This window comes from Arthrobacter sp. NEB 688 (genome assembly GCF_013201035.1).
Classification (GTDB): domain Bacteria; phylum Actinomycetota; class Actinomycetes; order Actinomycetales; family Dermatophilaceae; genus Phycicoccus.
On the sequence record NZ_CP053707.1, the window covers coordinates 2,643,886 to 2,666,694 of the forward strand.

21 protein-coding genes and 1 tRNA gene are annotated in these 22,809 nt (G+C 74.0%); 15 read left to right on the forward strand and 7 right to left on the reverse strand.

Going from position 1 to position 22,809, the window contains the following annotated elements; translation table 11 throughout:
- Window positions 1-55: 55 nt before the first annotated feature.
- The 5 genes from HL663_RS12395 to HL663_RS12415 all read right to left on the reverse strand — a co-directional run bounded on the left by HL663_RS12395 (window position 56) and on the right by HL663_RS12415 (window position 4,227).
- Entirely contained in the window at window positions 56-574 is a 519-nt protein-coding gene (locus tag HL663_RS12395) for an RrF2 family transcriptional regulator (protein ID WP_173028669.1), read from the reverse strand.
- Entirely contained in the window at window positions 571-1,575 is a 1,005-nt protein-coding gene (locus tag HL663_RS12400; protein WP_173028670.1) for a sulfate/molybdate ABC transporter ATP-binding protein, read from the reverse strand. The genes HL663_RS12395 and HL663_RS12400 overlap by 4 nt, the downstream gene beginning before the upstream one ends.
- A complete protein-coding gene (locus HL663_RS12405) occupies window positions 1,572-2,381 on the reverse strand; it encodes a sulfate ABC transporter permease (RefSeq protein WP_173028671.1) in 810 nt (269 codons plus the stop codon). Before HL663_RS12405 ends, HL663_RS12400 begins: the two co-directional genes overlap by 4 nt.
- Window positions 2,378-3,115, reverse strand: a complete 738-nt coding sequence (gene cysT, locus HL663_RS12410) for a sulfate ABC transporter permease subunit CysT (protein WP_286175597.1) — start codon at window positions 3,113-3,115, stop codon at window positions 2,378-2,380. Before cysT ends, HL663_RS12405 begins: the two co-directional genes overlap by 4 nt.
- Before the next feature lie 164 nt (window positions 3,116-3,279).
- Window positions 3,280-4,227, reverse strand: coding sequence for a sulfate ABC transporter substrate-binding protein (locus HL663_RS12415; RefSeq protein WP_286175599.1), 948 nt, complete (start codon window positions 4,225-4,227; stop codon window positions 3,280-3,282).
- Window positions 4,228-4,578: 351 nt separating this feature from the next.
- Here HL663_RS12415 and HL663_RS12420 point away from each other — a divergent pair, with 351 nt between their 5' ends.
- From HL663_RS12420 to HL663_RS12430, 3 genes are read left to right on the forward strand one after another with little or no spacing between them, the layout of a single operon-like run.
- Window positions 4,579-7,650: a bifunctional diguanylate cyclase/phosphodiesterase gene (locus HL663_RS12420; protein ID WP_173028674.1), complete on the forward strand. Its 3,072-nt coding sequence runs from the start codon at window positions 4,579-4,581 to the stop codon at window positions 7,648-7,650.
- Window positions 7,647-9,095, forward strand: a complete 1,449-nt coding sequence (locus HL663_RS12425) for a glycosyltransferase family 2 protein (RefSeq protein ID WP_173028675.1) — start codon at window positions 7,647-7,649, stop codon at window positions 9,093-9,095. The genes HL663_RS12420 and HL663_RS12425 overlap by 4 nt, the downstream gene beginning before the upstream one ends.
- Window positions 9,092-9,319 (forward strand): hypothetical protein, encoded by a 228-nt coding sequence (locus HL663_RS12430; protein ID WP_216842559.1) that lies wholly within the window; start codon window positions 9,092-9,094, stop codon window positions 9,317-9,319. Before HL663_RS12425 ends, HL663_RS12430 begins: the two co-directional genes overlap by 4 nt.
- A gap of 9 nt (window positions 9,320-9,328) precedes the next feature.
- Here HL663_RS12430 and HL663_RS12435 read toward each other — a convergent pair whose 3' ends face one another.
- A complete protein-coding gene (locus tag HL663_RS12435) occupies window positions 9,329-10,009 on the reverse strand; it encodes an alpha/beta hydrolase (protein WP_173028676.1) in 681 nt (226 codons plus the stop codon).
- Window positions 10,010-10,087: 78 nt separating this feature from the next.
- On the opposite strand from HL663_RS12435, the gene HL663_RS12440 reads away from it, so the two are divergent.
- From HL663_RS12440 to HL663_RS12480, 9 genes are all read left to right on the forward strand, one after another.
- Window positions 10,088-10,882 carry a lysophospholipid acyltransferase family protein gene (locus tag HL663_RS12440; RefSeq protein ID WP_173028677.1) on the forward strand — a complete coding sequence of 265 codons (795 nt, stop codon included), beginning with the start codon at window positions 10,088-10,090 and terminating at the stop codon, window positions 10,880-10,882.
- A gap of 232 nt (window positions 10,883-11,114) precedes the next feature.
- On the forward strand, window positions 11,115-12,968 hold the full coding sequence (locus HL663_RS12445; RefSeq protein WP_173028678.1) for a phosphoenolpyruvate carboxykinase (GTP): 1,854 nt from the start codon (window positions 11,115-11,117) through the stop codon (window positions 12,966-12,968).
- Window positions 12,969-13,049: 81 nt separating this feature from the next.
- Window positions 13,050-14,090, forward strand: a complete 1,041-nt coding sequence (locus HL663_RS12450; protein WP_173028679.1) for a chorismate-binding protein — start codon at window positions 13,050-13,052, stop codon at window positions 14,088-14,090.
- Entirely contained in the window at window positions 14,087-14,932 is an 846-nt protein-coding gene (locus tag HL663_RS12455; protein ID WP_173028680.1) for an aminotransferase class IV, read from the forward strand. Before HL663_RS12450 ends, HL663_RS12455 begins: the two co-directional genes overlap by 4 nt.
- Window positions 14,929-15,372, forward strand: coding sequence for a TIGR02611 family protein (locus HL663_RS12460; protein WP_173028681.1), 444 nt, complete (start codon window positions 14,929-14,931; stop codon window positions 15,370-15,372). Before HL663_RS12455 ends, HL663_RS12460 begins: the two co-directional genes overlap by 4 nt.
- Window positions 15,373-15,450: 78 nt before the next feature.
- Window positions 15,451-15,527, forward strand: a tRNA-Val gene (locus HL663_RS12465).
- A 69-nt stretch (window positions 15,528-15,596) separates the two neighbouring features.
- Window positions 15,597-15,941: a hypothetical protein gene (locus HL663_RS12470; RefSeq protein WP_173028682.1), complete on the forward strand. Its 345-nt coding sequence runs from the start codon at window positions 15,597-15,599 to the stop codon at window positions 15,939-15,941.
- Window positions 15,938-17,320: an FAD-binding oxidoreductase gene (locus HL663_RS12475; protein ID WP_173028683.1), complete on the forward strand. Its 1,383-nt coding sequence runs from the start codon at window positions 15,938-15,940 to the stop codon at window positions 17,318-17,320. Before HL663_RS12470 ends, HL663_RS12475 begins: the two co-directional genes overlap by 4 nt.
- Before the next feature lie 18 nt (window positions 17,321-17,338).
- A complete protein-coding gene (locus HL663_RS12480; RefSeq protein ID WP_173028684.1) occupies window positions 17,339-18,598 on the forward strand; it encodes a class I SAM-dependent methyltransferase in 1,260 nt (419 codons plus the stop codon).
- Between the two features lie 6 nt (window positions 18,599-18,604).
- On the opposite strand, the gene HL663_RS12485 is transcribed toward HL663_RS12480, so the two are convergent.
- Window positions 18,605-19,219 carry a TetR/AcrR family transcriptional regulator gene (locus HL663_RS12485; RefSeq protein ID WP_286175601.1) on the reverse strand — a complete coding sequence of 205 codons (615 nt, stop codon included), beginning with the start codon at window positions 19,217-19,219 and terminating at the stop codon, window positions 18,605-18,607.
- A gap of 97 nt (window positions 19,220-19,316) precedes the next feature.
- On the opposite strand from HL663_RS12485, the gene HL663_RS12490 reads away from it, so the two are divergent.
- From HL663_RS12490 to HL663_RS12500, 3 genes are read left to right on the forward strand one after another with little or no spacing between them, the layout of a single operon-like run.
- A complete protein-coding gene (locus HL663_RS12490; protein WP_216842561.1) occupies window positions 19,317-20,600 on the forward strand; it encodes an acetyl-CoA C-acetyltransferase in 1,284 nt (427 codons plus the stop codon).
- 1 nt (window position 20,601) lies between these two features.
- Entirely contained in the window at window positions 20,602-21,951 is a 1,350-nt protein-coding gene (locus tag HL663_RS12495; RefSeq protein WP_173028685.1) for a 3-oxoacyl-ACP reductase, read from the forward strand.
- Between the two features lie 2 nt (window positions 21,952-21,953).
- Window positions 21,954-22,805 carry a MaoC/PaaZ C-terminal domain-containing protein gene (locus HL663_RS12500; RefSeq protein WP_173030154.1) on the forward strand — a complete coding sequence of 284 codons (852 nt, stop codon included), beginning with the start codon at window positions 21,954-21,956 and terminating at the stop codon, window positions 22,803-22,805.
- Window positions 22,806-22,809: the final 4 nt, after the last annotated feature.

Consider the following 22,809-nt stretch of genomic DNA (forward strand, 5'->3'; position numbering starts at 1 on the left):
TCGCCGGCCCCGCTCCAGAAAGGTTCGGTCAAGATCCGCTCAGGCCGGGTCCCGGTCAGCGGCCGCCCCAGGAGTCGGGCTGCTCGACGAGGCGCGCGACGTGGGGCGGGAGGTCGCCGTCGAGGAGGTCCTGGAGCGACGTCCCGTCGAGCACGCCGCTCAGGCTGGAGCGCACCGCGACCCACAGGGCCGGGAGGTGCTCGGCGACGCCCTCGTAGGCGGTGTCCTGCGGTCGCAGCCCGCGCACCTCGGCGAGCGGGCCGTCGACCGCCCGGAAGACGTCCCCGAGCGTGATGTCCGGTGCGGGTCGCGCGAGGACGTAGCCACCCCGCGGCCCGCGCCGGCTCGTGACGAGACCGGCGACCCGCAGCTCGAGGAGGATGGCCTCGAGGAACTTGCGGGGGAGGCCCTGCCCCTGCGCGAGCTGCTCCGCGCTCGTCCGGGCGAGGCCCTCCGCCCGCGCGTCGGCGAGGGCGAGCATCGCCCGGACGGCGTAGTCGGTGCGCGCCGAGATGCCGAGGACCGCGCTGTGGCGGGCGGGACGAGGCGTCCCTGCACAGAGGCCCTCCGTCATGCCACGGGCTCTGCCCCGACCGGCTCCTCGCTGCGCAGGGCCCACGCGAGCACGTCCTCGCCCGCCGCGAAGCGCCGGTGCTCGGCCTCGCCCCGGGTCACCTGGGCGACGAACCGCTCGCCGTCGGCCGCGGTCAGCTCGATGCGCACCTCGAAGCCGAGGCGGACGACCCGCTCGATCCGGGCCTCGACCACGGGCCCGGTGGCCCCCTCGGCGGCCTGCCGCGAGAGGGCGGTCGCGCGGTCGCGCTCGAGCACGATGTCGTGCGGCCGCACGAGCCGGTCGCCGAGCCGTGACACCGCGCCGAGGAAGGACATGACGAAGTCGTTCTCGGGCCGCTCGTAGAGGGTGACCGGGTCGCCGACCTGTTCGATCCGGCCCTTGTTGAGCACCGCGATCCGGTCGGCGACGTCGAGCGCCTCCTCCTGGTCGTGGGTCACGAGGACGGTCGTCACGTGCACCTCGTCGTGGAGGCGGCGCAGCCAGCGGCGCAGGTCGGCCCGCACCTTGGCGTCCAGCGCCCCGAACGGCTCGTCGAGGAGGAGGACCTGGGGGTCGACGGCCAGGGCCCGGGCGAGCGCCATCCGCTGCCGCTGGCCGCCCGAGAGCTGGGCCGGGTAGCGGTGCTGGAAGCCGTCGAGCCCGACGATCTCGAGGAGGTCGTCGACCTTGCGGGCCACCTCGGCCTTGGGGCGCCGGCGGATGGTCAGGCCGAAAGCGACGTTGTCGCGGACGGTCATGTGCTTGAACGCGGCGTAGTGCTGGAAGACGAACCCGATCCCGCGGCGCTGCGGCGGCTGGTGCGTGACGTCCTCGCCGTTGATCCGCACCACGCCGCCGTCGAGGTCCTCGAGCCCGGCGATCGACCGCAGGAGCGTCGACTTGCCGGACCCGCTCGGCCCGAGGAGGGCGGTGAGCGAGCCGGCCGGGATCTCGAGCCCGACGGAGTCGAGCGCGACGAAGTCGCCGTAGGTCTTGCGGGCGTCGGTCACGGTGATCATCGGGAGGTCCTCTTCCGGTCGAGCAGTGTCATGCCGAGCAGCGTGAGCAGCGCGAGCCCCATGAGGAGGGTCGCCGCGGTGTACGCGCCGTAGGTGTTGTGGTCGTCGATGTAGCGCGAGTGGACGAGCAGGGTGAGGGTCTGGCTGACGCCGGGGAAGCCGGAGGACACCATGATCACGGCGCCGAACTCGCCGAGCGCGCGGGCGACGGTGAGGACGACGCCGTAGGTGAGCCCCCACCGGATGGCCGGCAGGGTGATCCGCCAGAACGTCTGCCAGCCGGTGGCACCGAGGGTCGCGGCGGCCTGCTCCTGCTCGGTGCCGATCTCGTGGAGCACGGGCTCCACCTCACGGACGACGAACGGCAGCGTGACGAACACGGTCGCGATGACCATGCCGGGCAGCCCGAAGATCACCTTGATGCCGGTGCTCGCCTCGAGACCCCCGAACCACCCGCCGGCGCCCCACAGCATGATGAGCGAGACGCCGACGACGATGGGGGACACCGCGAACGGCAGGTCGACCACGGCCTGGACGACGCCGCGGAACGGCACCCGCCAGCGGGCCAGGGCGATGGCCGTGACGACGCCGAAGACGACGTTGAGCGGGACCGTGATCGCGACGATGAGGAGCGAGAGGTTGAGCGCGGAGACGGCGGCCGGCGTCTGGATCGAGCCGAGGAACGCCCCGACCCCCTCGCCGAAGGTGCGCCACAGGATGACGACGATCGGCACCGCCAGGAGCCCGACGAGGTAGACGAGGGCGAGCGTGCGCAGGGTGAGCGTGGCGCGGCGTGAGGTCCTCATGCGGTGCTCGCCTCCCGTCGCTGGCTCAGCGTCGCCCACAGCCGCAGGACGAACAGGGTGAGGAAGGAGACCGACAGCAGGGCGACCGAGACCGCGGCCGCGGCGACCGGGCTGTCGATCTCGATCTGCTGCTGGATGTACTGCGAGACCACCTGCGTCTCGCGCGGGATGTTGCCGCCGATGAGGACGACCGAGCCGTACTCGCCGACGGCCCGCGCGAAGGCCAGCCCGGTGCCCGAGATGAGCGCGGGGCCCAGCGAGGGCAGCACGACCCGGCGGAAGATCGTCACGTTGGAGGCCCCGAGGGAGGCCGCCGCCTCCTCGACGTCGCGGTCGAGCTCGATGAGGACCGGCTGGACCGACCGGACGACGAACGGCAGCGTGACGAACGCGAGCGCGACCCCCAGACCCCAGCGGGTCGCGTTGAGGTGCACCCCGACCGGGCTGTTCGGCCCGTAGAGGGAGAGCAGGACGATGCTCGCGACGATCGTCGGCAGCGCGAACGGGAGGTCGATGAGGGCGTTGACCACGCGCTGCCCGGGGAAGGTGTCGCGGACGAGCACCCAGGCGACGAGCGTGCCCATCACGGCGTTGACGAGGGCGACGACGACGGAGACGCCGAGGGTGACCTCGAGCGCCGCGAGCGCGGCCGGGGCGGTGACGGCGTCCCAGAAGCCCGACAGGCCGTCGTCGAAGGAGCGGACGGTGAGCGCAGCGAGGGGCAGCAGCACCATGACGCTGAGCCACAGCCCCACGACGCCGAGCCCGAGGCCGCGGCCCCCGGGACCGCCCCGGCGGCGCCCCCCTCCCTGGTGGGGGGCGCCGGCCGGGGCGGCCGATGGTGGAGCCGGTGTCGGGGGAGCCCCGACCGGCTGGGTGGTGGTCGACACGGCTCAGCTCACTGGGTCGCGTCGTTGTAGATCGTGGCGATGGAGCCCTTCTCCTTGTCGAACAGGGCCTTGTCGACCGTGCTCCACCCGCCGAGGTCGGCGATCGTCCAGAGCTTCTCGGGCGTCGGGAAGTCCGCGGCGAAGTCGGCCGCGACGGTCTGGTCGACCGGGCGGAACCCGGCCTCGGCCCAGAGCTTCTGCGCCTCCGGCGTGTAGAGGAAGTCGTCGAAGGCCTGCGCCTTCGCGGCGTTCTTGCTCGTGCTGAGCACGGCCACCGGGTTCTCGATCTTGAAGGTCTGCGGGGGCGTCACGTGCTCGACCGGGTCGCCGTTGCGCTCGATGAACAGCGCCTCGTTCTCGTAGCTGAGCAGGGCGTCCCCGCTGCCCTGGAGGAAGGTCTCGGTGGCCTCGCGACCGGACTTGGGCTGGACCTTGACGTGCTCCTTGACGAGCGAGCCCACGTAGTCCAGGCCGGCCTGGACGTCCTTCCCGCCGTTGCTCTTCACGGCGTACGGCGCCAGCAGGTTCCACTTGGCCGAGCCCGAGCTGAACGGGTTGGGGGTGACGACCTCGACGCCCGGCTCGAGCAGGTCGTCCCAGTCCTTGATGCCCTTGGGGTTGCCCTTGCGCACGACGATGGTCACGACGGAGCCGAAGGGGATGCCCTGGTGCTCGTTCGCGTTCCAGCCCTTGTCGACGAGGCCGGCGTCGACGAGCCGGGTGATGTCCGGCTCGACCGAGAAGTTGACGAGGTCGGCCTCGGCCCCGGCGGCGACCTTGCGCGACTGGTCGCCGGAGGCGCCGTAGGACTGCTGGAACTGCACCCCCTTGCCGGCGGCGGTCGCCTGGAAGGCGGGGATCAGCTTGTCGTAGCCGACCTTGGGGACGGCGTAGGCGTAGAGGTTGAGGGTCGTCGTGGCGGCCCCACCCCCACCGGCGTCGCCGGCGGCGCCCACCGTGTCACTGGCACCGCCCCCGGCGCAGGCACTCGCCAGGAGGGTGACCCCCGTGAGGGCTGCGGCAATCGCGGTACGTCGGCTCGTCATCATCTGCTCCTGCACAGCTCGTGTGGTTGCGGACCCCTGCCCGCCATACAAAGCCTATTGGTTTGCTAGGACTTCGCGCAGCGCTTTCGGAGAATGAGATCGAGGGGGTGCGGTCACGTCGTGGACGGCGGCTCCGACGGCCTCAGGTCCGGCGCCCCGCGCCCGATAGGAGCGGGAGGCCCGCGCGCCCCGACCTGCCGACTCGGCCGTGTCGGGCCATGATGGGCCCGACCCTCGTCTCCCTGTCTCCCGAGGTCCTGCATGCTGCTCCGGTCCCTGTCCTTCGGTGCCGCCTACCTGGTGGCCACCGTGCTCGGACGTGGCGCCGTCGACCCCGCGACCGGTCTCGCGCTGTTCTGGCCGGCCGCCGGCGTGGGCGCCCTGTGGGGGCTGCTGGCCCGCGACCGGCGCGAGCTGGCCCTCGTGGGTGTCGTGGCGGGCGTCGTCGCCGCGGTCGGCAACGGGCTCACCGGGTTCGCGTGGCCGACCGCCCTCGGGCTCGGGGTGGCCAACGCGGTCGTCGCGGTGGGCACGCGGCTGGCGTTCAGCGAGACGCGTGTCCGGACGAGTCGCCGAGCCGGGGCGGGGGAGCGCTGGGGCGCCGAGCGCTACGTCGGCCTGTCGGACTTCTGGCGCCTCCTGCTCGCCGGGTTCGTCGCCACGGTGGTCAGCGCGCTCGTCGCGGTCCTCGCCCTCCACCTCGGGGACGCGTCGTCCGTCACGGTGTCGACGGCGCTCGCGTGGGTGCTGCGCAACGGCGCCGCGATCGCGGTGCTCACCGGCCCGGGGCTGACGATGCGGCGGCTGGGCCGTCGGGTCAGCTACGCCCAGCTCGTCGAGTTCGCCGTCGTCGTCGCGGTGACGCTGCCGGTCGTGTGGGCCGTCTTCGGGACCGACCACACCCTCCCGCTGGCCTTCCTGCCCGTGGCCCTCCTGCTCTGGAGCGGCCTGCGGCTGCCGGTGCCCCTCGCGGGAGCGCACGGGGCGGTCGTCGCCCTCGGGGCCTTCTTCCTCGTCCGCTTCGCCGGCGGCGGGCCGTTCGGGGCGATCGAGGACGACGCCGCACGGGCCCTCGTGCTGCAGGCGTACATGATCCTCGCCTCCGGGCTCGCCGTGGTCGTCGCGACCGTGCAGGCCGATCGCGACCGCCTCCTGGAGTCGCTCTCGGTCTCGCGGCGGTCGGCGCGCATCCAGGCGGCCGACCTCGTGACCATCACCCAGACCATCCCGGACGCCCTCGCCGTGGTCGACCGCCTGGGTCGGATGCGTCCGCTCAACACGGCGGCCCAGCGCTGGCTCGGCCCGCCGCTGCCGGACGGGTTCGCGGCGCGCCCGCCGGCGGCCCTCACCGACGGCGGCGTCTCCGGCGACCCGGGCGCCCCCGGCCGTGCCCTGCGCGGCGAGCGGGTCGTGGACGAGCTCGTCATCCTCGAGGACGTCGAGAGCGGCGAACCGCGCATGGTCACCGTGCACGCCGTCCCGCTGCGCGACCTCGACACCCGCGCCCCCGACCGCGCCCTCGTCGTCCTGCACGACAGCACGGAGGAGCACCGCCGCGTCACCGAGCTCGACGCCGCCCGCGAGCGCTCGGAGCGGCTGGTGGCCGACGCACCCCACGGCATCGCGGTCCTCGACCGCGAGGGGCGCATCCTCCGCGCCAACGACAGCCTCGCCGAGGTGACCGGCCACGCCCTCCACGAGCTCGTCGGCCTGCCGGTCGACCGGCTCTCGCCCCGCCACCCGGACGACGTGGCCCGCCACCTCGAGCGGGTCGTGCACGAGAACGGGCGGCTCGTGCGCGACGAGTGGGTCCTCACGCGGCCCGACGGCGTCGACGTGCGCGTGGGCCTCACCAGCCGGGTGCTCTCGGCCGGGGAGGAGCGCGACGAGGCCGACGGCGTCGTCGTCATGAACGTCATCGACGTCTCGGAGCGGCACCGCTACGAGCAGCGGCTCACCCACCTCGCCGAGCACGACGCGCTGACCGGGCTGCCCAACCGCCGTCGCTTCGAGGAGGACCTGGAGCGCCAGCACGGCCGCTGCGAGCGCTACGGGCCGACGGGCGCGCTCATCCTCCTCGACCTCGACAACTTCAAGGACGTCAACGACACCCTCGGCCACGCCGCGGGCGACCAGCTCATCGTCTCGACGGGTCATGTCCTGCGGGCCACGGTGCCGGCGTCCGACCTCGTCGCCCGGCTGGGAGGCGACGAGTTCGCGGTGCTCCTGCCCGACGCCGACCGCGAGGCCGCCGAGCGCGTCGCCGCGGACATCGTGGAGCGGGTGCGCGCGCACACCTCGACCCTCGACGGCGTCAACCGGCGCGTCACCGCGAGCGTCGGGGTCGTGACGTTCGCGGACGCCGCGAGCCAGGACTCCGACATCCTCGCCCTGGCCGACATGCTCATGTACGACGCCAAGGACGACGGGCGCAACCGGTACGTCCTGCTCGGCCAGTCCGCCCGGTCGGAGCCGCGCTCCGGTGCCCGTCTGGCGTGGCGCTCCCGGCTCGAGAACGCCATCGACCACGACCTCTTCGAGCTCCACCTCCAGCCGATCGTCGACGTCCGCACCAACCGCGTCACCGGGGCCGAGGCGCTGCTGCGGCTCGTCGACGAGGGGGAGCCGGTGCCGCCGGGGCGCTTCGTCTACATCGCCGAGCGGACGGGGCTCGCCCCCCTCATGGACGCGTGGGTGGTCCGGCACGGCATCGCGATGCTGCGGCGCCTCCAGGACGCCGCTCCCGGCATGACGCTGGCGGTCAACCTCTCCGGGCGCTCGATGGGCGACCCGGGGGTCGAGGCCGAGCTCGTCGAGGGGCTGGCCCTCCACGCCATCGACGCCGGGTCGCTCGTCATCGAGGTCACCGAGACGGCGGCGGTCTCCGACGTCCCCGCCGCCCGGGCGTTCGCCGCCCGCCTGGGGGCGCTGGGGGTCCGGTTCGCGCTCGACGACTTCGGGACGGGCTTCGGGTCGTTCTCCTACCTCAAGCACATGCGCTTCGACGTCGTGAAGATCGACGGCGAGTTCGTCGCCGACTCCGACCAGAGCGACACCGACCGCGCGATCCTCGAGTCGATCGTGCGCATCGCGCACTTCCTCGGCAAGCGCACGGTCGCCGAGTTCGTCGGCCGCTGGGAGACGCTCGACGTGGTCCGTGACCTGGGCATCGACTACGCTCAGGGTTTCCTTCTCGGAGAGCCGGTCCCGTTCGACGACTTCGTCGCGAGGCACCTGCTGGACCTCACGTCCCCGGCCGTCGCTGCCCGGAGCACCGCAGGAGTGACGACACGGGCCGCGGACGCGGCCACCCACGGGAGGGACGACCGATGAAGGGCAACCGGCTGCAGCGGGGGACGGGCATCTTCGTGGTGCTCATGGCGGCGGCCGCGGCGGGGATGCTGTGGTTCGCCCTGACGCTGACCGACCCGGCGGCGCGGCGCCCGCCGACCGAGGGGGCCGTCTTCGGCGTGTGGCAGGTGCTCTACGACACCCAGGCCCCGTCGACCCAGCTGCTCGTCGCCGCGGTGGCCCTGGCGCTGCTCCTGGCCGCGGGGGTCGCCCTGGTCGAGAGCCGGATCACCAAGCGCTACCGGCGCTCGGAGAACTCGGGCGAGACGCCGCTGGCGCCCAAGCTCGTCATGGCCCGCACCAAGGGGGTCTTCCACGGGCCGGTCACGGTGACCGTCCTCATCCCCGCGCACAACGAGGCCGACCGCATCGTCGCCACCCTCGCGTCGCTGCAGGAGCAGACGACCCGTCCCGACCGGGTCGTCGTCGTCGCCGACAACTGCACCGACGCCACCGAGGAGCTCGCCCGCGCGGCGGGCGTCGAGGTCTTCGCGACGGTCGGCAACACCCTCAAGAAGGCCGGCGGCCTCAACCAGGCGCTCACGCGCTACCTGCCCGAGCTCGGCGAGAACGACACCGTCATGGTCATGGACGCCGACACGGTCATCGGCCGGGAGTACATCGAGACCGCCAAGCGGCGGATGACCGACGACCGCGCGCTCATGGCCATCGGCGGCCTGTTCATGGGCGAGGACGGCCACGGCCTCCTCGGCCAGTTCCAGCGCAACGAGTACATCCGCTACAGCCGCGACATCCGCCGGCGTCGGGGGCGCCTCTTCGTCCTCACCGGGACGGCGTCGGTCTTCCGCTCGGCCGCCCTGCGCGAGGTCGCGGACCAGCGCGGCCGGCTGCTGCCGGGCGTGCCCGGCGACGTCTACGACACGGTCGCGCTGACGGAGGACAACGAGCTGACGCTCGCGCTCAAGTCCCTCGGGGCCCTCATGACCTCCCCGGAGCAGTGCACGGTGGTCACCGAGGTGATGCCGACCTGGAGCGCCATCTGGCACCAGCGGCTGCGCTGGCAGCGCGGCGCCCTCGAGAACCTCGGCGCCTACGGCATCACGCCGCAGACCTCGCGGTACTGGGTGCAGCAGTTCGGGATCGGGTACGGCGCCGTCGCGCTGCTCGGCTACTACGCCGCGATCTTCACGATGGCGATGTCGCTCGACGAGTGGGTCTGGTTCCCGTTCTGGCTCGGGGTCGGTGGGCTGTTCGTCGTCGAGCGGGTCGTCACCGCGTGGCGCGGCGGATGGCGCGCGCGCCTGGTCGCCCTCACCCTCTTCCCGGAGCTCGTCTACGCGACCTTCCTCACCCTCGTGTTCCTCAAGGGCGTGGCCGACATCCTCGTCGGGCGCCAGGCCCAGTGGTCGCACGTCACCCGGACCGCCGACGGCAAGGTCCTCGTCACGGGCGGGGACGGCCGATGACCACCGGCATCCTCTTCCCCCAGGAGACCATCTTCTCCACGTGGTTCGGCGTGCTCAGCGTGTTCGTCGCGCTCAACACCGTCATGTACGTGGCGCTGGCGATCGCGAAGATCCTCCCGAAGGTCGACCCCCGCGAGTGGCTGCCCCGGCGCTACGAGCGCGCCCAGTCGCGCAGCATCCACCCCGAGGTGGCCGAGGGCCGGTCGGGCACGCCGCAGGCCTGAGCGGCGCGCTCAGGCGGTGACCTCGCGCTCGCGGCGCTCGAGCAGGGGAGCGAGGGTCGGGCCGGGGTCGTCGCGCAGGAGCGAGGCCGTCACCCAGCGGGCCGCCAGGCCGTCGAACGTGCTCAGGTGGCGCAGCATCGAGTGGCTGCCGCCGGGGACCGTGACGAGGCCGCCGCGCGCCTCGGGAGAGAGCGCGCGGGCGACCTCGCGCGCCGGGGCGAGGCGGGCCACCCGGTCGGCGTCGCCGTGGACGAGGAGGACGTCGCGGCCCGCGAGCGGGCCGACGGGGTCGCCGGGTGCGAGCCACGTCGCGAGCCCGACGACGGCCCGCACGCGCTCGTCGTCGGCGGCGAGCAGCGCGGCCCGGCCGCCGAGGCTGTGGCCGACGAGGGCGACGGGCACGTCCCCGAGCCGCTCGGTGACGCGGTCGAGCGCCCAGCGGGCGTCGTCGACGGGGTTCGGCCGGCCGGCCCAGCCGCGCGTCGAGTTGAGCAGCCGCCACACCGCGAGCCGCCGACGTCCGGCAGCGGCCAGGCGCCCGGCGACGGGCACCATCCGCAGGACCGAGAGCTGCGTCGGGCTCACGGGCACGTCGGCGGCCCGGCTCCCGCCGCCGTGCAGGACGACGACGGCCCCCTCGGGGTGGTCGGGGGTGGTCGTCTCCTCGAGGCGGCTGCGCACGTCGGTCACGGGTCTTGTCTACCCGGGTGGGGGACCCCGCACGCGTGCCGGGCGATCCGACCGGCCCGGTCGGGACGAACCTCCTGCGTGAGCGCCCGCCGTGACCGTCCCTACCGCGCCGTGGTCGCCACGGCGCAGGTGCTCTTCCGCGTGCTCGGCCTGCGGGTCGAGGTGCGCGGCGCCGAGCGCCTGCCGGTCTCGGGGCCCGTCGTCGTCGCGGCCAACCACCAGAGCTTCGCCGACTTCGCGGTCGTCGGCCTGCCCGCCGTGCGCCGGGGGCGGCTGGTGCGCTTCCTCGCCAAGGAGTCGGTCTTCCGGGCGCCGCTCGCCGGGTGGCTGATGCGGGCCATGGGGCACGTGCCCGTCGACCGGCGGGCCGGTGCGGCCGCCGCGGTGCGGGCGCTGCGGCTGCTGCGCGCCGGCGAGGTCGTCGGCGTCTACCCCGAGGCCACCATCGGCCACGCCTTCACGCTCAAGGAGCGCGCCGACCTGCGACCGGGAGCGGCCCGGCTGGCGCTGGAGACCGGGGCGCCGCTCGTGCCCGTCGCGCACTGGGGCCTGCACCGGGTGCTGACGGTCGGCGGGCGGTTCTCGCTGCGGCGCGGGCGGTGGGTGGGTGTCGTCGTCGGCGAGCCGCTGCGGCCGCTGCCGGGCGAGGGTGAGGAGGAGCTGACCGACCGCCTGCACGCCCGGCTGGCGGCCCTCGTGGAGGAGCTCGTCGACCGCTACCCCGACCCGCCGGCGGACCCGGCGTCCGCATGGTGGTGGCCTGCGGTCCGTGGGGGTGGGGCGCCGGACGCGACGACCGCTGCCGGTCTCGACCGCGACGCCATCGCGGAGGCCGACGACCACGCGGCCCGCCGGCTCGCGCGACGCCGCTGACATCGTTGTCGCACAGGCGAAATCGTTTACATCACACGTAACCGACCGGTAGGTGTGAGCAGGATCTCTGGTGCGTCGGCGGATGTGACGAAGGACTCCCGCGTCGAAACGCTTCGACCGTGGACCAGCCACCGGGGCCTACGGTGCAATGGCTGTCTCGCAGGGCGGGATGCACGGTGTCGTGGTGCCGCCCTCGGGCCGACCTGCGTGACGACCGAAAAGGGTGAGCATTGTGGCCGACCTGGAGAAGTCCCTGGATGAAGCGGGACTGACCAACGAGAGCGTCCGGGAGTACGTCCGTCACTGGGCGGGCTTCCTCGGCGCCGAGCGCATCGAGGTGGTCTCCGCGTCCGACGACGCCCGCCTCGTGCGGGAGGCCCTCGAGGCCGGGGAGATCGAGCCGGCCGGGGAGGGGCTCTACTACTCGCGCAGCTACTCCAAGGACACGGCCCGCTCCGAGGAGCGCACCATCGTCGCCACGAGCCGCCCCGAGGACGAGGGCGTCTACAACAACTGGCGCCACAGCGACGAGATCCGCCCGGTCGTCGAGGGCCACATGCAGGGCGCCATGGCCGGCAAGACCATGTACGTCATCCCCTACCTCATGGCGCCTCCCGGCAGCCCGCTCGAGCGGTTCGCGGCCGGCGTCGAGATCACCGACAACCGCACCGTGTGCCTCCACATGATCCGGATGGCGCGGGTCGGCGTGAACCACATCAACTCGCTCGCGGACCAGGAGATGTTCGTCCGCGCCGTCCACGTGACGGGCGACCTGCCGAACCTCGGCCAGGGCACGCCCGACGACAAGCGCTACTTCGTGACCGTCGCCGACGAGCGCACGATCCTCCACTTCGGCAGCAGCTACGGCGGCAACGCCCTCCTCGGCAAGATCGCCCACGGCCTGCGCCAGGCGGCCTACGACGGCTGGGCGTCCGGCGAGTTCCTCGGCGAGCAGTTCATGCTCCTCGGCATCACCGACAAGGAGACCGGCGAGACCCACCACGTCTGCGGCGGGTTCCCCAGCGCCTCCGGCAAGACCAACCTCGCGATGACGCTGGCGCCGGACGCGCTCGGCGACCGCTACCACGTCAGCTTCTACGGCGACGACATCGCGTGGCTCTGGGTCGACCCGAGCGACGGCCAGCTCTACGGCCTCAACCCCGAGAACGGGGTCTTCGGCGTCGCCAAGGACACCAACGAGAAGACCAACCCGACGGCGCTGGACTCCATCGCCGAGGGCACGCAGGCGCTCTTCACCAACGTCGCGTACAACGAGAGCACCCACGAGGTGTGGTGGGAGGGCAAGACCCCCGAGCGCCCCGCCGACGTCACCGGCTGGCGGGACTGGAAGGGCGAGGTCATCGCCGACCGCAGCCCCGACGAGGCGGGCGACCCCTGGGCGCACCCGAACTCGCGGTTCACGACGACCCTCGCGAACGTGCCCAACGTGGCGCCGGACTTCGAGGACCCGAAGGGCGTCAAGATCGACGCCATCATCTTCGGCGGCCGCACCCGCGACCGCGAGCCGCTGGTCCGCGCGATCACCGACCTCGCCGAGGGCGTCTACGACGGCCTGACGCTCGGCGCCGAGGCGACCTTCGCCGCCGAGGGCGTCGACGGCAAGCTGCGCTACGACCCGATGTCGATGCGCCCCTTCATGTCCTACCCCGAGGGCCCCTACGCCGCGCACTGGCTGAAGATCGTCGGCGCCGCGAAGGACCAGCCGATCTTCGCGCACGTCAACTGGTTCCAGCGCGACGACGAGGACGGGCACTTCCTCTGGCCCGGTTACCGCGAGAACCTGCGCGCCCTCCTCTGGCTCGTGCAGCTGAAGAAGGGCGAGGTCACCGGTCGCCGCACGGCGGTCGGCATCATCCCGACCAAGGACGAGCTGGAGCTCGCCGGGCTCGAGATCGACGAGGACGACCTCGACACCATCCTCGACGTCGACGTGCAGCGCTGGCGCGAGGAGATGGGCCACCGCGAGGAGCACCTCAAGCAGTTCGCGAACCTGCCCGAGGAGATCTGGGAGGCGCACCGCCGGGTCGCCGCGGCCCTCGAGGCGGACGCCACCGTCCGCGCCTGACGCGCCGACGACGCACGACGGGCCCGGGACCGGTGGGGTGAGCACCCCACCGGTCTCGGGCCCGCTGCGTGCGCCCCTACGATGCTCGGCGTGGCGGTCGCGCGGTTCGCAGGCCTCGAGGCCCTGGGCGTCGAGGCCGTCGTCCACGACCCCGGCGAGCTGACGAGCGGCTTCTGGGCCGTCGTCGTGACCTTCGAGGGCGAGCTGACCGCGGTCCGGATGGGGGAGGTCCGCCGCGACGCGCCGGAGCCGGCGGCGGGTGCCTGGACCGGGCTGGCGGGGGAGTGGCGCACGAGCCTGGACCGTGCCGCCTACGTCGCGGCGGTCGAGGAGGTGCGGCGACGCATCGCGGCCGGGACGGTCTACCAGGTCAACGTCTGCCGGGTGCTCGAGCACGATCTGCCCGACGACGCCTCCGTCCTCGCGCTCGGCGCCCTGCTCGAGCGGGGCAACCCCGCGCCGTTCTCGGCGACGCTCGACCTCCCCGAGGCGGGTCTCGAGATCGCCTGTGCCTCACCGGAGCTGTTCCTGCACCGGCGCGGTGACCTCGTGCAGTCGGGGCCGATCAAGGGGACGGCACCGACCGCCGACGCGCTGCTCGCGAAGGACTACAGCGAGAACGTGATGATCGTCGACCTCGTCCGCAACGACCTCGGCCACGTCTGCCGCCCGGGGACGGTCGACGTCGAGGCGCTGTGCCGGCTCGAGCAGCACCCCGGGCTCGTGCACCTGACCTCCGACGTCGCGGGCCGCCTGCGGCCCGGCACCGGGTGGCGCGAGCTGCTCGCGGCGACCTTCCCGCCCGGGTCGGTCAGCGGCGCACCGAAGCACACGGCGCTGCAGGCCGTCGCGGACCTCGAGCCCGTGCCGCGGGGCCCCTACTGCGGCGCGGTCGGCTGGGTCGACGCCGACCGCGACGAGGCCGAGCTGGCGGTCGGCATCCGCACCTTCTGGGCCGCCCGCACCGGCACGCGGGGTCGCGTGCTGAGGTTCGGCACCGGCGCCGGCATCACGTGGGGGAGCTCGCCGGAGGGCGAGTGGGCCGAGACCGAGCTCAAGGCGGCGCGTCTCGTCGCCCTTGCGGGCGGGGGGCCGCTCCCGTCTGGGACAGTGTGCGCATGAACGACATCCGCGTGTGGGTCGACGGTGCCCGGGTGGCGGCCGACGGTCCCGCCGTCAGTGCCGTCGACCACGGCGTGACCGTCGGCGACGGCGCGTTCGAGACGGCGAAGATCGACGCCGGGACGCCGTACGCGGTGAGCCGGCACCTCGCCCGGATGGACCGCTCGCTCGCCGGGCTCGGGCTGCCCCCGGCCGACCACGGCCGCGTCCGCGAGGGCATCGCCGCCGTGCTCGACGGCCCGGCCATCCCGTTCGGGCGGTTGCGCTGGACGGTGACGGGTGGCCGTGGCCCGCTCGGGTCGGACCGGCTGGACGCCGGCCTCACGTACATCGTCACCGCCGTCGAGCACGCGCGTCCGCCCGCCACCGGGGCGGTCGTCACCGTGCCGTGGGTCCGCAACGAGCGCTCGGCCACGGCCGGCCTCAAGACGACCTCGTACGCCGAGAACGTCGTCGCCCTCGCCCGCGCGCAGGCCCAGGGAGCCGTCGAGGCCCTCTTCGCCAACACCCGGGGCGAGCTGTGCGAGGGCACCGGCAGCAACGTCTTCGTCGTCACCGACGGGGTCGTGCGCACGCCGCCGCTCTCCAGCGGCTGCCTCGCCGGCATCTCGCGCGAGCTCGTCCTCGAGTGGTGCCGCGCCGAGGGGGTCGAGGTGCGCGAGGAGGACCTGCCCCTGTCGGTGCTCACCGAGGCCGACGAGCTCTTCCTCACCTCGTCCGTCAAGGACGTCATGCCCGTCTCCGCGGTCGACGGCCGGCCGCTGCCGGCCCCCGGCCCGCTGACCACCGCCGTCCGGGCCGCCTGGGCCCGTCACGCCGCCGCCGAAGGAGTCGACCCGTGACCGAGACCCGCACCCGCGGCCCGTTCTTCCGCCCCGCCGACGACCACGACGAGTGGGCGTGGCGCGCCCGCCTGCGGGCCAACCCGGGAACGCGCATCGCCCTGCGCCTCGTCGTCGCCGTCGTCGGTCTCGTGCTCGTCCTCGGGGGCTTCGCGCTCGTCCCGCTGCCCGGCCCGGGCTGGCTCATCGTCATCCTCGGGCTCGGGGTGTGGGCCTCCGAGATCGAGCCGGCGTCGGACCTCCTCGAGTGGGTCAAGCGCCAGGTGCGCCGGTGGGAGCAGTGGATGCGCCGGCAGTCCCGCGGGGTGCAGGCGCTCGTGGCCCTCGCGACCTTCCTCTTCGTCGTCGCCGTCCTCTGGGTGACGTTCCGGCTCACCGGGGTCCCGACGTTCCTGCCCGACGGTCTCGAGGCCTGGATCCACGGTCACCTGGCCCTCTGAGGGGCCGCCGCGGCCCGGCCCCACCCCGATTTCCGCCGGGCGCCCGGCGCCGGGTATCCTCGGCAGGCCGCACGGCGCGGATGTGTAGCTCAGTTGGTCAGAGCGTTCGCTTCACACGCGAGAGGTCGGGGGTTCGAGCCCCTCCACATCCACCACCAGCACGACCGCACGACCCGTGACAAACGGAGGGGCCCGACGTCGGCGTCCGGGTGTATCCATGGAGGATGCAGCTGAACGTCCGGGCCATCCACACCTTCCCCGAGCGGGGTGGCGCAGCGGTCGAGCACGACGCCGTCGCCGTGGCGGCCGACGGCCTCGAGGGGGACCGGCGCAAGCGCGCGGCCGTCTCGATCGTCGGCCACGACTCCCCGCACACCCGCGCCAACCTCGTCCTCAGCGCGCCGACCGCCGACGTCGAGGGCCTGGCCGGCGCCGTCGTCCGGATCGGCGACACCCTCCTCGCGGTCGAGGGCACCGGCAACGCGTGCGCCGGGCTCTACGCCGCGGTCGGCCGCGTCGGCACGGTCCGGGTGGGTGACGTCGTCGAGCTCGTGGAGCACGACGCGTGAGCACGGTCGCCGTCACCGCGCACGACGCGGGGGTCGAGCGGCTCCTCGCGAGCCACCGGGCCATTCCCGCGGGCGCGCCGGTGCGCCTCGCCAAGCGCACGAGCAACCTCTTCCGCGGGCGGACCCCGACCGGGGTCCCGGGCCTGGACACCAGCGGCCTCGGCGGCGTGGTGTCGGTCGACCCCGACGCCGGCACGGCCGACGTCCAGGGCATGTGCACCTACGAGGACCTCGTCGACGCGACGCTCCCGCACGGGCTCACCCCGCTCGTCGTGCCCCAGCTGCGCACCATCACCCTCGGCGGGGCCGTGACCGGGCTGGGCATCGAGTCGGCCTCGTGGCGCAACGGCCTGCCGCACGAGTCGGTGCTCGAGATGGACGTGCTGACCGGCAGCGGAGAGGTCCTCACCTGCGACGCCACCGACCGGCACCCCGACCTCTTCCACGGGTTCCCCAACTCCTACGGCACGCTCGGTTACGCCACCCGCCTGCGCATCGAGCTCGAGCCCGTCGGCCGCACGGTCTCGCTGCGCCACGTCCGCTTCCACGACCTCGACGCCCTCCTCGCGGCGGTCGACGAGGTGATGACGAACCGTGCGTACGACGGCGAGGACGTCGACTACGTCGACGGCGTCGTCTTCAGCGCCGCCGAGTCCTACCTCGTCCTCGGGCGGCGCAGCGACGAGCCCGGGCCGACGAGCGACTACACCGGGCAGCAGGTCTTCTACCGGTCGATCCGGCACGACCGCCCGCGCCCGACCCGCGACACCCTGAGCACCCTCGACTACCTCTGGCGCTGGGACACCGACTGGTTCTGGTGCTCGCGGGCCTTCGGCGCCCAGCACCCCGCGCTGCGGCGCGTCTGGCCCCGACGCTGGCTGCGCTCGAGCGCCTACTGGCGGCTCGTCGCCCTCGACCGCCGCCTCGACGTCGCCGACCGGCTCGAGGCCCGCCGGGGGCGGCCGGCGCGCGAGCGGGTCGTCCAGGACGTCGAGATCCCGCTCGGGCGCACCGCCGAGTTCCTGCGGTGGTTCCTGCGGGAGGTCCCCATCGAGCCGATCTGGCTGTGCCCGTTGCAGCTCCGTGACGAGCGCACCTGGACGCTGTACCCGCTGCGGCCCGGCGAGCGGTACGTCAACGTCGGCTTCTGGTCCACCGTGCCCGTCGACCCCACCCAGCCGCGCGGAGCGGCCAACCGCCGCATCGAGGACGCCGTGGACGCCCTCGGCGGCCACAAGTCGCTGTACTCCGAGGCGTTCTACGACGAGGAGACCTTCTGGCGCCACTACGGCGGCGACCACTACCCGGCGCTCAAGGAGCGCTACGACCCCGGCCACCGGCTGCCCGACCTCTACGCGAAGGCCGTGCGCGGTGCCTGACCACCTCGGAGGAGAAGCGTGAGCATCGCCCAGATCGTCGAGTCCGTCGTCGACGGACCCCTGCCCCTGCGCGTCGAGGCGTACGACGGGTCCAGCGTGGGGCCCCTCGGCGCCGACGTCCGGCTGCGCATCGAGAACCCGCGGGGGATGTCCTACCTCGCGACCGCGCCCGGGGACCTCGGCATGGCGCGGGCCTACGTCACCGGCGACCTCACGGTGCACGGCGTGCACCCGGGCGACCCGTACGACGTGCTCGCGGCCATGTCGAGCATCCGCTTCCGCCGCCCGGGGCGCGAGCAGGTCCTCGAGCTGTCGCGGATGCTCGGCGTCAAGGGCTTCACGCCGCCACCCCCGCCGCCGCAGGAGAGCCTGCCGCGGTGGCGCCGGCTGGCCGAGGGGCTGCGGCACTCGGCGGTGCGCGACGCCGACGCCGTCCACCACCACTACGACGTCTCGAACCGGTTCTACGAGATGGTCCTCGGGCCCTCGATGACCTACACCTGCGCGTGCTACCCCACGGCGGACGCGACGCTGGAGGAGGCGCAGGAGAACAAGTACCGGCTCGTCTTCGACAAGCTGCGCCTCCAGCCGGGCGACCGGCTGCTCGACCTCGGCTGCGGCTGGGGCGGGATGGTCCGCTACGCCGCCCGGCGCGGGGTCACCGTGGTCGGCGCGACGCTCTCGCGCGAGCAGGCCCTGTGGGCGCAGAAGGCGATCGCCGACGAGGGGCTGGCGGACCTCGCCGAGGTCCGGCACTGCGACTACCGCGACGTGCGCGACACGGGCTTCGACGCGGTGTCCTCGATCGGCCTGACCGAGCACATCGGCGTGCGCAACTACCCGACCTACTTCGGGTTCGTCCGCGACCGGCTGCGCACCGGGGGTCGGCTGCTCAACCACTGCATCACCCGTCCGCACAACCGGCGCACCGAGACCGGCGCGTTCATCGACCGGTACGTCTTCCCCGACGGCGAGCTGACCGGCTCCGGCCGGATCGTCAGCGAGGTGCAGGACGCCGGGCTCGAGGTGCTCCACGAGGAGAACCTGCGCGAGCACTACGCCCTGACGCTGGCCGGCTGGTGCGCCAACCTCGTGGAGCACTGGGACGAGGCGGTCGCCGAGGTGGGGGAGGGCACGGCCCGGGTGTGGGGCCTCTACATGGCCGGGTCGCGGCTCGGGTTCGAGCGCAACGAGATCCAGCTGCACCACGTGCTCGCCGTCAAGACCGACGCCGAGGGACGGCACGACCTGCCGCTGCGCCCGTGGTGGTCGGCCTGAGAGCGGTCAGACGCGGGGACGCAGCCCGTCCCACACGAGGTCGGTGAGGTCGTCCGACAGCTCGTCGGCGGTGCGACCGGCCGAGGCCGCTCCGTCGGCGAGCCACGCGTCGGCGGTCGCCCGGACCATCCCGACGAGCGCCACGCCCCACAGGTGCCCGGCGCCGACGATGCCCGCGACGTGGTCGGCGATCCGGCCGGTCATCCCCGCGGCGACGTCACCGGTGGGCCGCTCGCCCGCCGGCAGGATCGGCGCGTTGACGATGAACCGGTAGACCTCGGGGTCGTCCTCGACGAGGTGGAGGTAGGCGCCGATGACGGCGCGGACGACGTCGCGGGTGGGCGCCACGTTGCCCGCGTCGCCGGCGGCGCGGGTGATGCCGCGGATGATCGTGCCGTCGACCCGGTCCGCGACCGCGGCGTAGAGGCCGGCGCGGTCGGTGAAGTGGCGGTAGACGACGGTCTTGGAGGTCCCGGCCTCGGCCGCGATCTCGTCCATCCCCACCTGGGCCCCGTGGCGACGCACGGCGCGCACGGTCGCCTCGACCAGCTCGCGTCGCCGGGCGAGCCGGTGCTCGTCCCAGCGGGCGCTGCGGCCGTCGGGGGGTGCGGTCGAGGTCACGGGACCCGACGGTAGCAGGGACCGGCGGTACCTGTTACCTTCGGTACCGGATACAGCGACGGGGCCCCCGTCGCCCGGCACACCCAGGAGCCACCCGGTGACCACCACCCGCCGCGCCGCCGTCCTCGGCGGCAACCGCATCCCGTTCGCCCGCCAGTTCGGCCCCTACGCGGAGGCCTCGAACCAGGACATGCTCACCGCCGCGCTCGAGGGCCTGGTCGCCCGCCACGGGCTCGCGGGGGAGCGCGTCGGGGAGGTCGTCGCCGGCGCCGTCATCAAGCACAGCCGCGACTTCAACCTCACCCGCGAGGCCCTGCTCGGTTCGAGCCTGGCGCCCGCGACCCCCGCGTACGACATCCAGCAGGCCTGCGGCACCGGCCTCGAGGCCACCATCCTCGTCGCGAACAAGATCGCGCTCGGGCAGGCCGACTCGGGTATCGCGGGTGGTGTCGACTCGGCGTCCGACGCCCCGGTCGTCGTCCCCGAGAAGCTGCGCCGCAAGCTGCTGCGCCTCAGCCGGGCCAAGACCCCGGCCGACCGCGCCCGCGCGGCGATCGCCCTGCGCCCCACCGACCTCGGCATCCAGGTACCGGTGGCGAGCGAGCCGCGCACCGGCATGTCGATGGGCGAGCACATGGCCGTCACCGCCGCCCGCTGGGGCATCACGCGCGAGGCGCAGGACGAGCTGGCGCTGGCCTCCCACCATCACCTGGCCGCGGCGTACGAGCGCGGCTTCTTCGACGACCTCGTGACCCCGTACCTCGGCCTGACGCGCGACCAGAACCTGCGGCCCGACACCACCCTCGAGAAGCTGGCCTCGCTGCGAACGGCGTTCGGCTCCGGGCCCGACGCGACGATGACCGCCGGCAACTCGACGCCGCTCTCGGACGGGGCGTCGGCGGTCCTGCTCGGCTCCGAGGAGTGGGCGGCCGCGCACGGGCTGAGGCCCCTCGCGTGGTTCGTCGACGGCGAGACCGCCGCCGTCGACTACCTGGGCGGCGAGGAGGGCCTGCTCATGGCGCCCGCCTACGCCGTCCCGCGGATGCTCGCCCGCCAGGGGATGAGCCTGCAGGACTTCGACCTCTACGAGATCCACGAGGCCTTCGCCGCGACCGTTCTCTCGACCCTCGCTGCGTGGGAGAGCCCGGCGTTCTGCCGCGAGCGGCTCGGCCTCGACGCGCCGCTGGGCCCGGTCGACCGCTCGAAGCTCAACGTCAACGGCTCCTCGCTCGCGGCGGGGCACCCGTTCGCGGCCACCGGCGGCCGCATCGTCGCCTCGCTGGCCAAGCAGCTGCACGAGAAGGGCTCCGGCGCACGGGGTCTCATCTCGATCTGCGCCGCCGGCGGGCAGGGTGTCGTCGCGATCCTCGAGGCGGCCTGACGTGCCCCGGTCCGACGGCTACACCTCGTTCGTCAACAGCGGCCTCGGCCGCCGTCTCGCCTCATCGCTCGGGCTGCCGCAGCCGGTGCCGCTGCGTAGGTACGCCCCGGGAGCGCCCCTCGTCGACGGCCCCGTGCTCGTCGGGGGCCACGCCGACACCCCCGCCGTGGTGGCGCTGCGTGACGGGCTGGTCTCTGCCGGAGCCGAGCTCGTCGACACCGTGCCGGACGGCCGTCGCCTCGGCGGGGTGGTCGTCGACCTGACGGCCGCGACGACCCCGGCCGACCTCGAGTCGCTGCGCGGGACGCTCGCGCCCGCCCTCAAGCGGCTCGGCCGCTGTGCGCGGGTCGTCGTCGTCGGGCGCCACCCCGAGGGGGCGTCGGACGTCGCCCAGCGGGCCGCCCGACGCGCCCTTGAGGGCATCACCCGCTCGGTCGGCAAGGAGCTGCGGTCCGGCGCCACGGCCAACCTCGTCCTCGTCGCGGACGGGTCCGAGGCCGCGGCCCTCGGGACGGTCACGTTCCTCCTGTCGGCGCGGTCGGCCTACGTCGACGGCCAGGTGTTCCGGGTCGGCGAGGGCGAGGCCCCGGCCACCGCGGACGCCGAGCGCCCGCTCGCCGGCCAGGTCGCGGTCGTCACCGGGGCCGCCCGCGGCATCGGGGCCGACATCGCGCGCACGCTGCACCGCGACGGCGCCACGGTCGTCTGCGTCGACGTGCCCGCGGCCGGCGCCGCGCTGGCCGCCGTCGCGAACGCCGTCGGTGGCACGGCGCTGCAGCTCGACGTCACGGCCGACGACGCCGGCGCCCGGATCCTCGAGCACGCCCGCACCCGCCACGGCGGCCTCGACGTCGTCGTGCACAACGCGGGCATCACCCGCGACAAGCTCCTCGCCAACACCGACGCCGACCGGTGGGACTCCGTCCTGCGCGTCAACCTGCTCTCGATCCTGCGGATGAACGAGGCCCTGCTCGCGAAGGACGGCCTGCGCGAGGGCGGCCGGGTCGTGCTCGTGTCGTCGATCGCCGGCGTCGCGGGCAACCGCGGGCAGGCGAACTACGCGGCGTCCAAGGCCGGCGTCATCGGGCTTGTCGACGGCTACGCGGCCGACCGCGGGCTGCGCCGGCGCGGGATCACGGTCAACGCCGTCGCCCCGGGGTTCATCGAGACCGAGATGACCGCCCGCATCCCGCTCGCCACCCGTGAGGTGGGCCGGCGGCTCAACAGCCTCAGCCAGGGCGGGCTGCCCGTCGACGTCGCGGAGGCCATCGCCTTCTTCGCCGGTGACGCGCAGGCCGCGGTGTCGGGCAACGTCGTCCGCGTCTGCGGGCAGAGCCTGCTCGGGGCGTGACGATGACCGTCGAGACGCTGCCCGCTCTGCCGTCGACGGCGCCGCTGCTGGCCCGGGCGGCGCTGACCGCGCGGGGCCGGAGCGGGGGCGAGGTGCCGGCCCGGACCCTGCGCGTCGACGACGTGCGCGTCGACCGGTCGCGGCTGGCGGCCTACCAGCGGCTCACCGGGTACGCCGTGTCCGACGCCCTGCCGCAGCCGTACCCGTGGGTGCTGGCCTTCCCGCTCCAGACCGCTCTGATGACCCGGCCCGACTTCCCGCTCGCGCTGCCAGGGATGGTGCACCTCGAGAACCGGGTGACCACCCACCGCGCCCTCGACGCGTCCGAGCCGCTGACGCTGGAGGTCACCGCCGGGACCCTGCGGCCGCACCGCAGGGGACGCACGCTCGACGTGCACCTCGAGGCGCGGGTCGGCGACGAGCTCGTGTGGGACTGCGACAGCGTCTACCTCTCACGCGGACGTGGAGACGACGACGCCCCGCGCGGCGAGGCCCCGCCGCCGGCTCCGGACGGACCGGCTGCCGCCGTGTGGCGTCTGCCCGACGACCTGGGGCGCGAGTACGCCGGGGTGTCGGGCGACGTCAACCCCATCCACCTGCACCCGCTGGCGGCCCGGGCCATGGGCTTCCGGCGGCACCTCGCGCACGGGATGTGGACCTGCGCCCGCACCCTCGCCGCCCTCGGCCGGGGCTCGCTCGGGCCCTCGAGCAGCCACGTGTGGTTCACGAAGCCGGTCTTCCTCCCGAGCACGGTCGAGCTGCTCGTCGACCGCTCGCCGAGCGGCGCCACCGCGGCCCTGCGCTCCCGGCGGGACCCCGCGACGACGCACCTGGTCCTCACGCTGGAGGCTTGACCCG

Coding starts and splice junctions, on each gene's coding strand:
- HL663_RS12405 (WP_173028671.1), bottom strand. CDS start 2,381: ATGAGGACCTCACGCCGCGCCACGCTCACCCTGCGCACGCTCGCCCTC.
- cysT (WP_286175597.1), bottom strand. CDS start 3,115: ATGGTGCTGCTGCCCCTCGCTGCGCTCACCGTCCGCTCCTTCGACGAC.
- HL663_RS12420 (WP_173028674.1), top strand. CDS start 4,579: ATGCTGCTCCGGTCCCTGTCCTTCGGTGCCGCCTACCTGGTGGCCACC.
- HL663_RS12500 (WP_173030154.1), top strand. CDS start 21,954: ATGACCGTCGAGACGCTGCCCGCTCTGCCGTCGACGGCGCCGCTGCTG.
- HL663_RS12425 (WP_173028675.1), top strand. CDS start 7,647: ATGAAGGGCAACCGGCTGCAGCGGGGGACGGGCATCTTCGTGGTGCTC.
- HL663_RS12395 (WP_173028669.1), bottom strand. CDS start 574: ATGACGGAGGGCCTCTGTGCAGGGACGCCTCGTCCCGCCCGCCACAGC.
- HL663_RS12450 (WP_173028679.1), top strand. CDS start 13,050: ATGCTCGGCGTGGCGGTCGCGCGGTTCGCAGGCCTCGAGGCCCTGGGC.
- HL663_RS12455 (WP_173028680.1), top strand. CDS start 14,087: ATGAACGACATCCGCGTGTGGGTCGACGGTGCCCGGGTGGCGGCCGAC.
- HL663_RS12470 (WP_173028682.1), top strand. CDS start 15,597: ATGCAGCTGAACGTCCGGGCCATCCACACCTTCCCCGAGCGGGGTGGC.
- HL663_RS12400 (WP_173028670.1), bottom strand. CDS start 1,575: ATGATCACCGTGACCGACGCCCGCAAGACCTACGGCGACTTCGTCGCG.
- HL663_RS12430 (WP_216842559.1), top strand. CDS start 9,092: ATGACCACCGGCATCCTCTTCCCCCAGGAGACCATCTTCTCCACGTGG.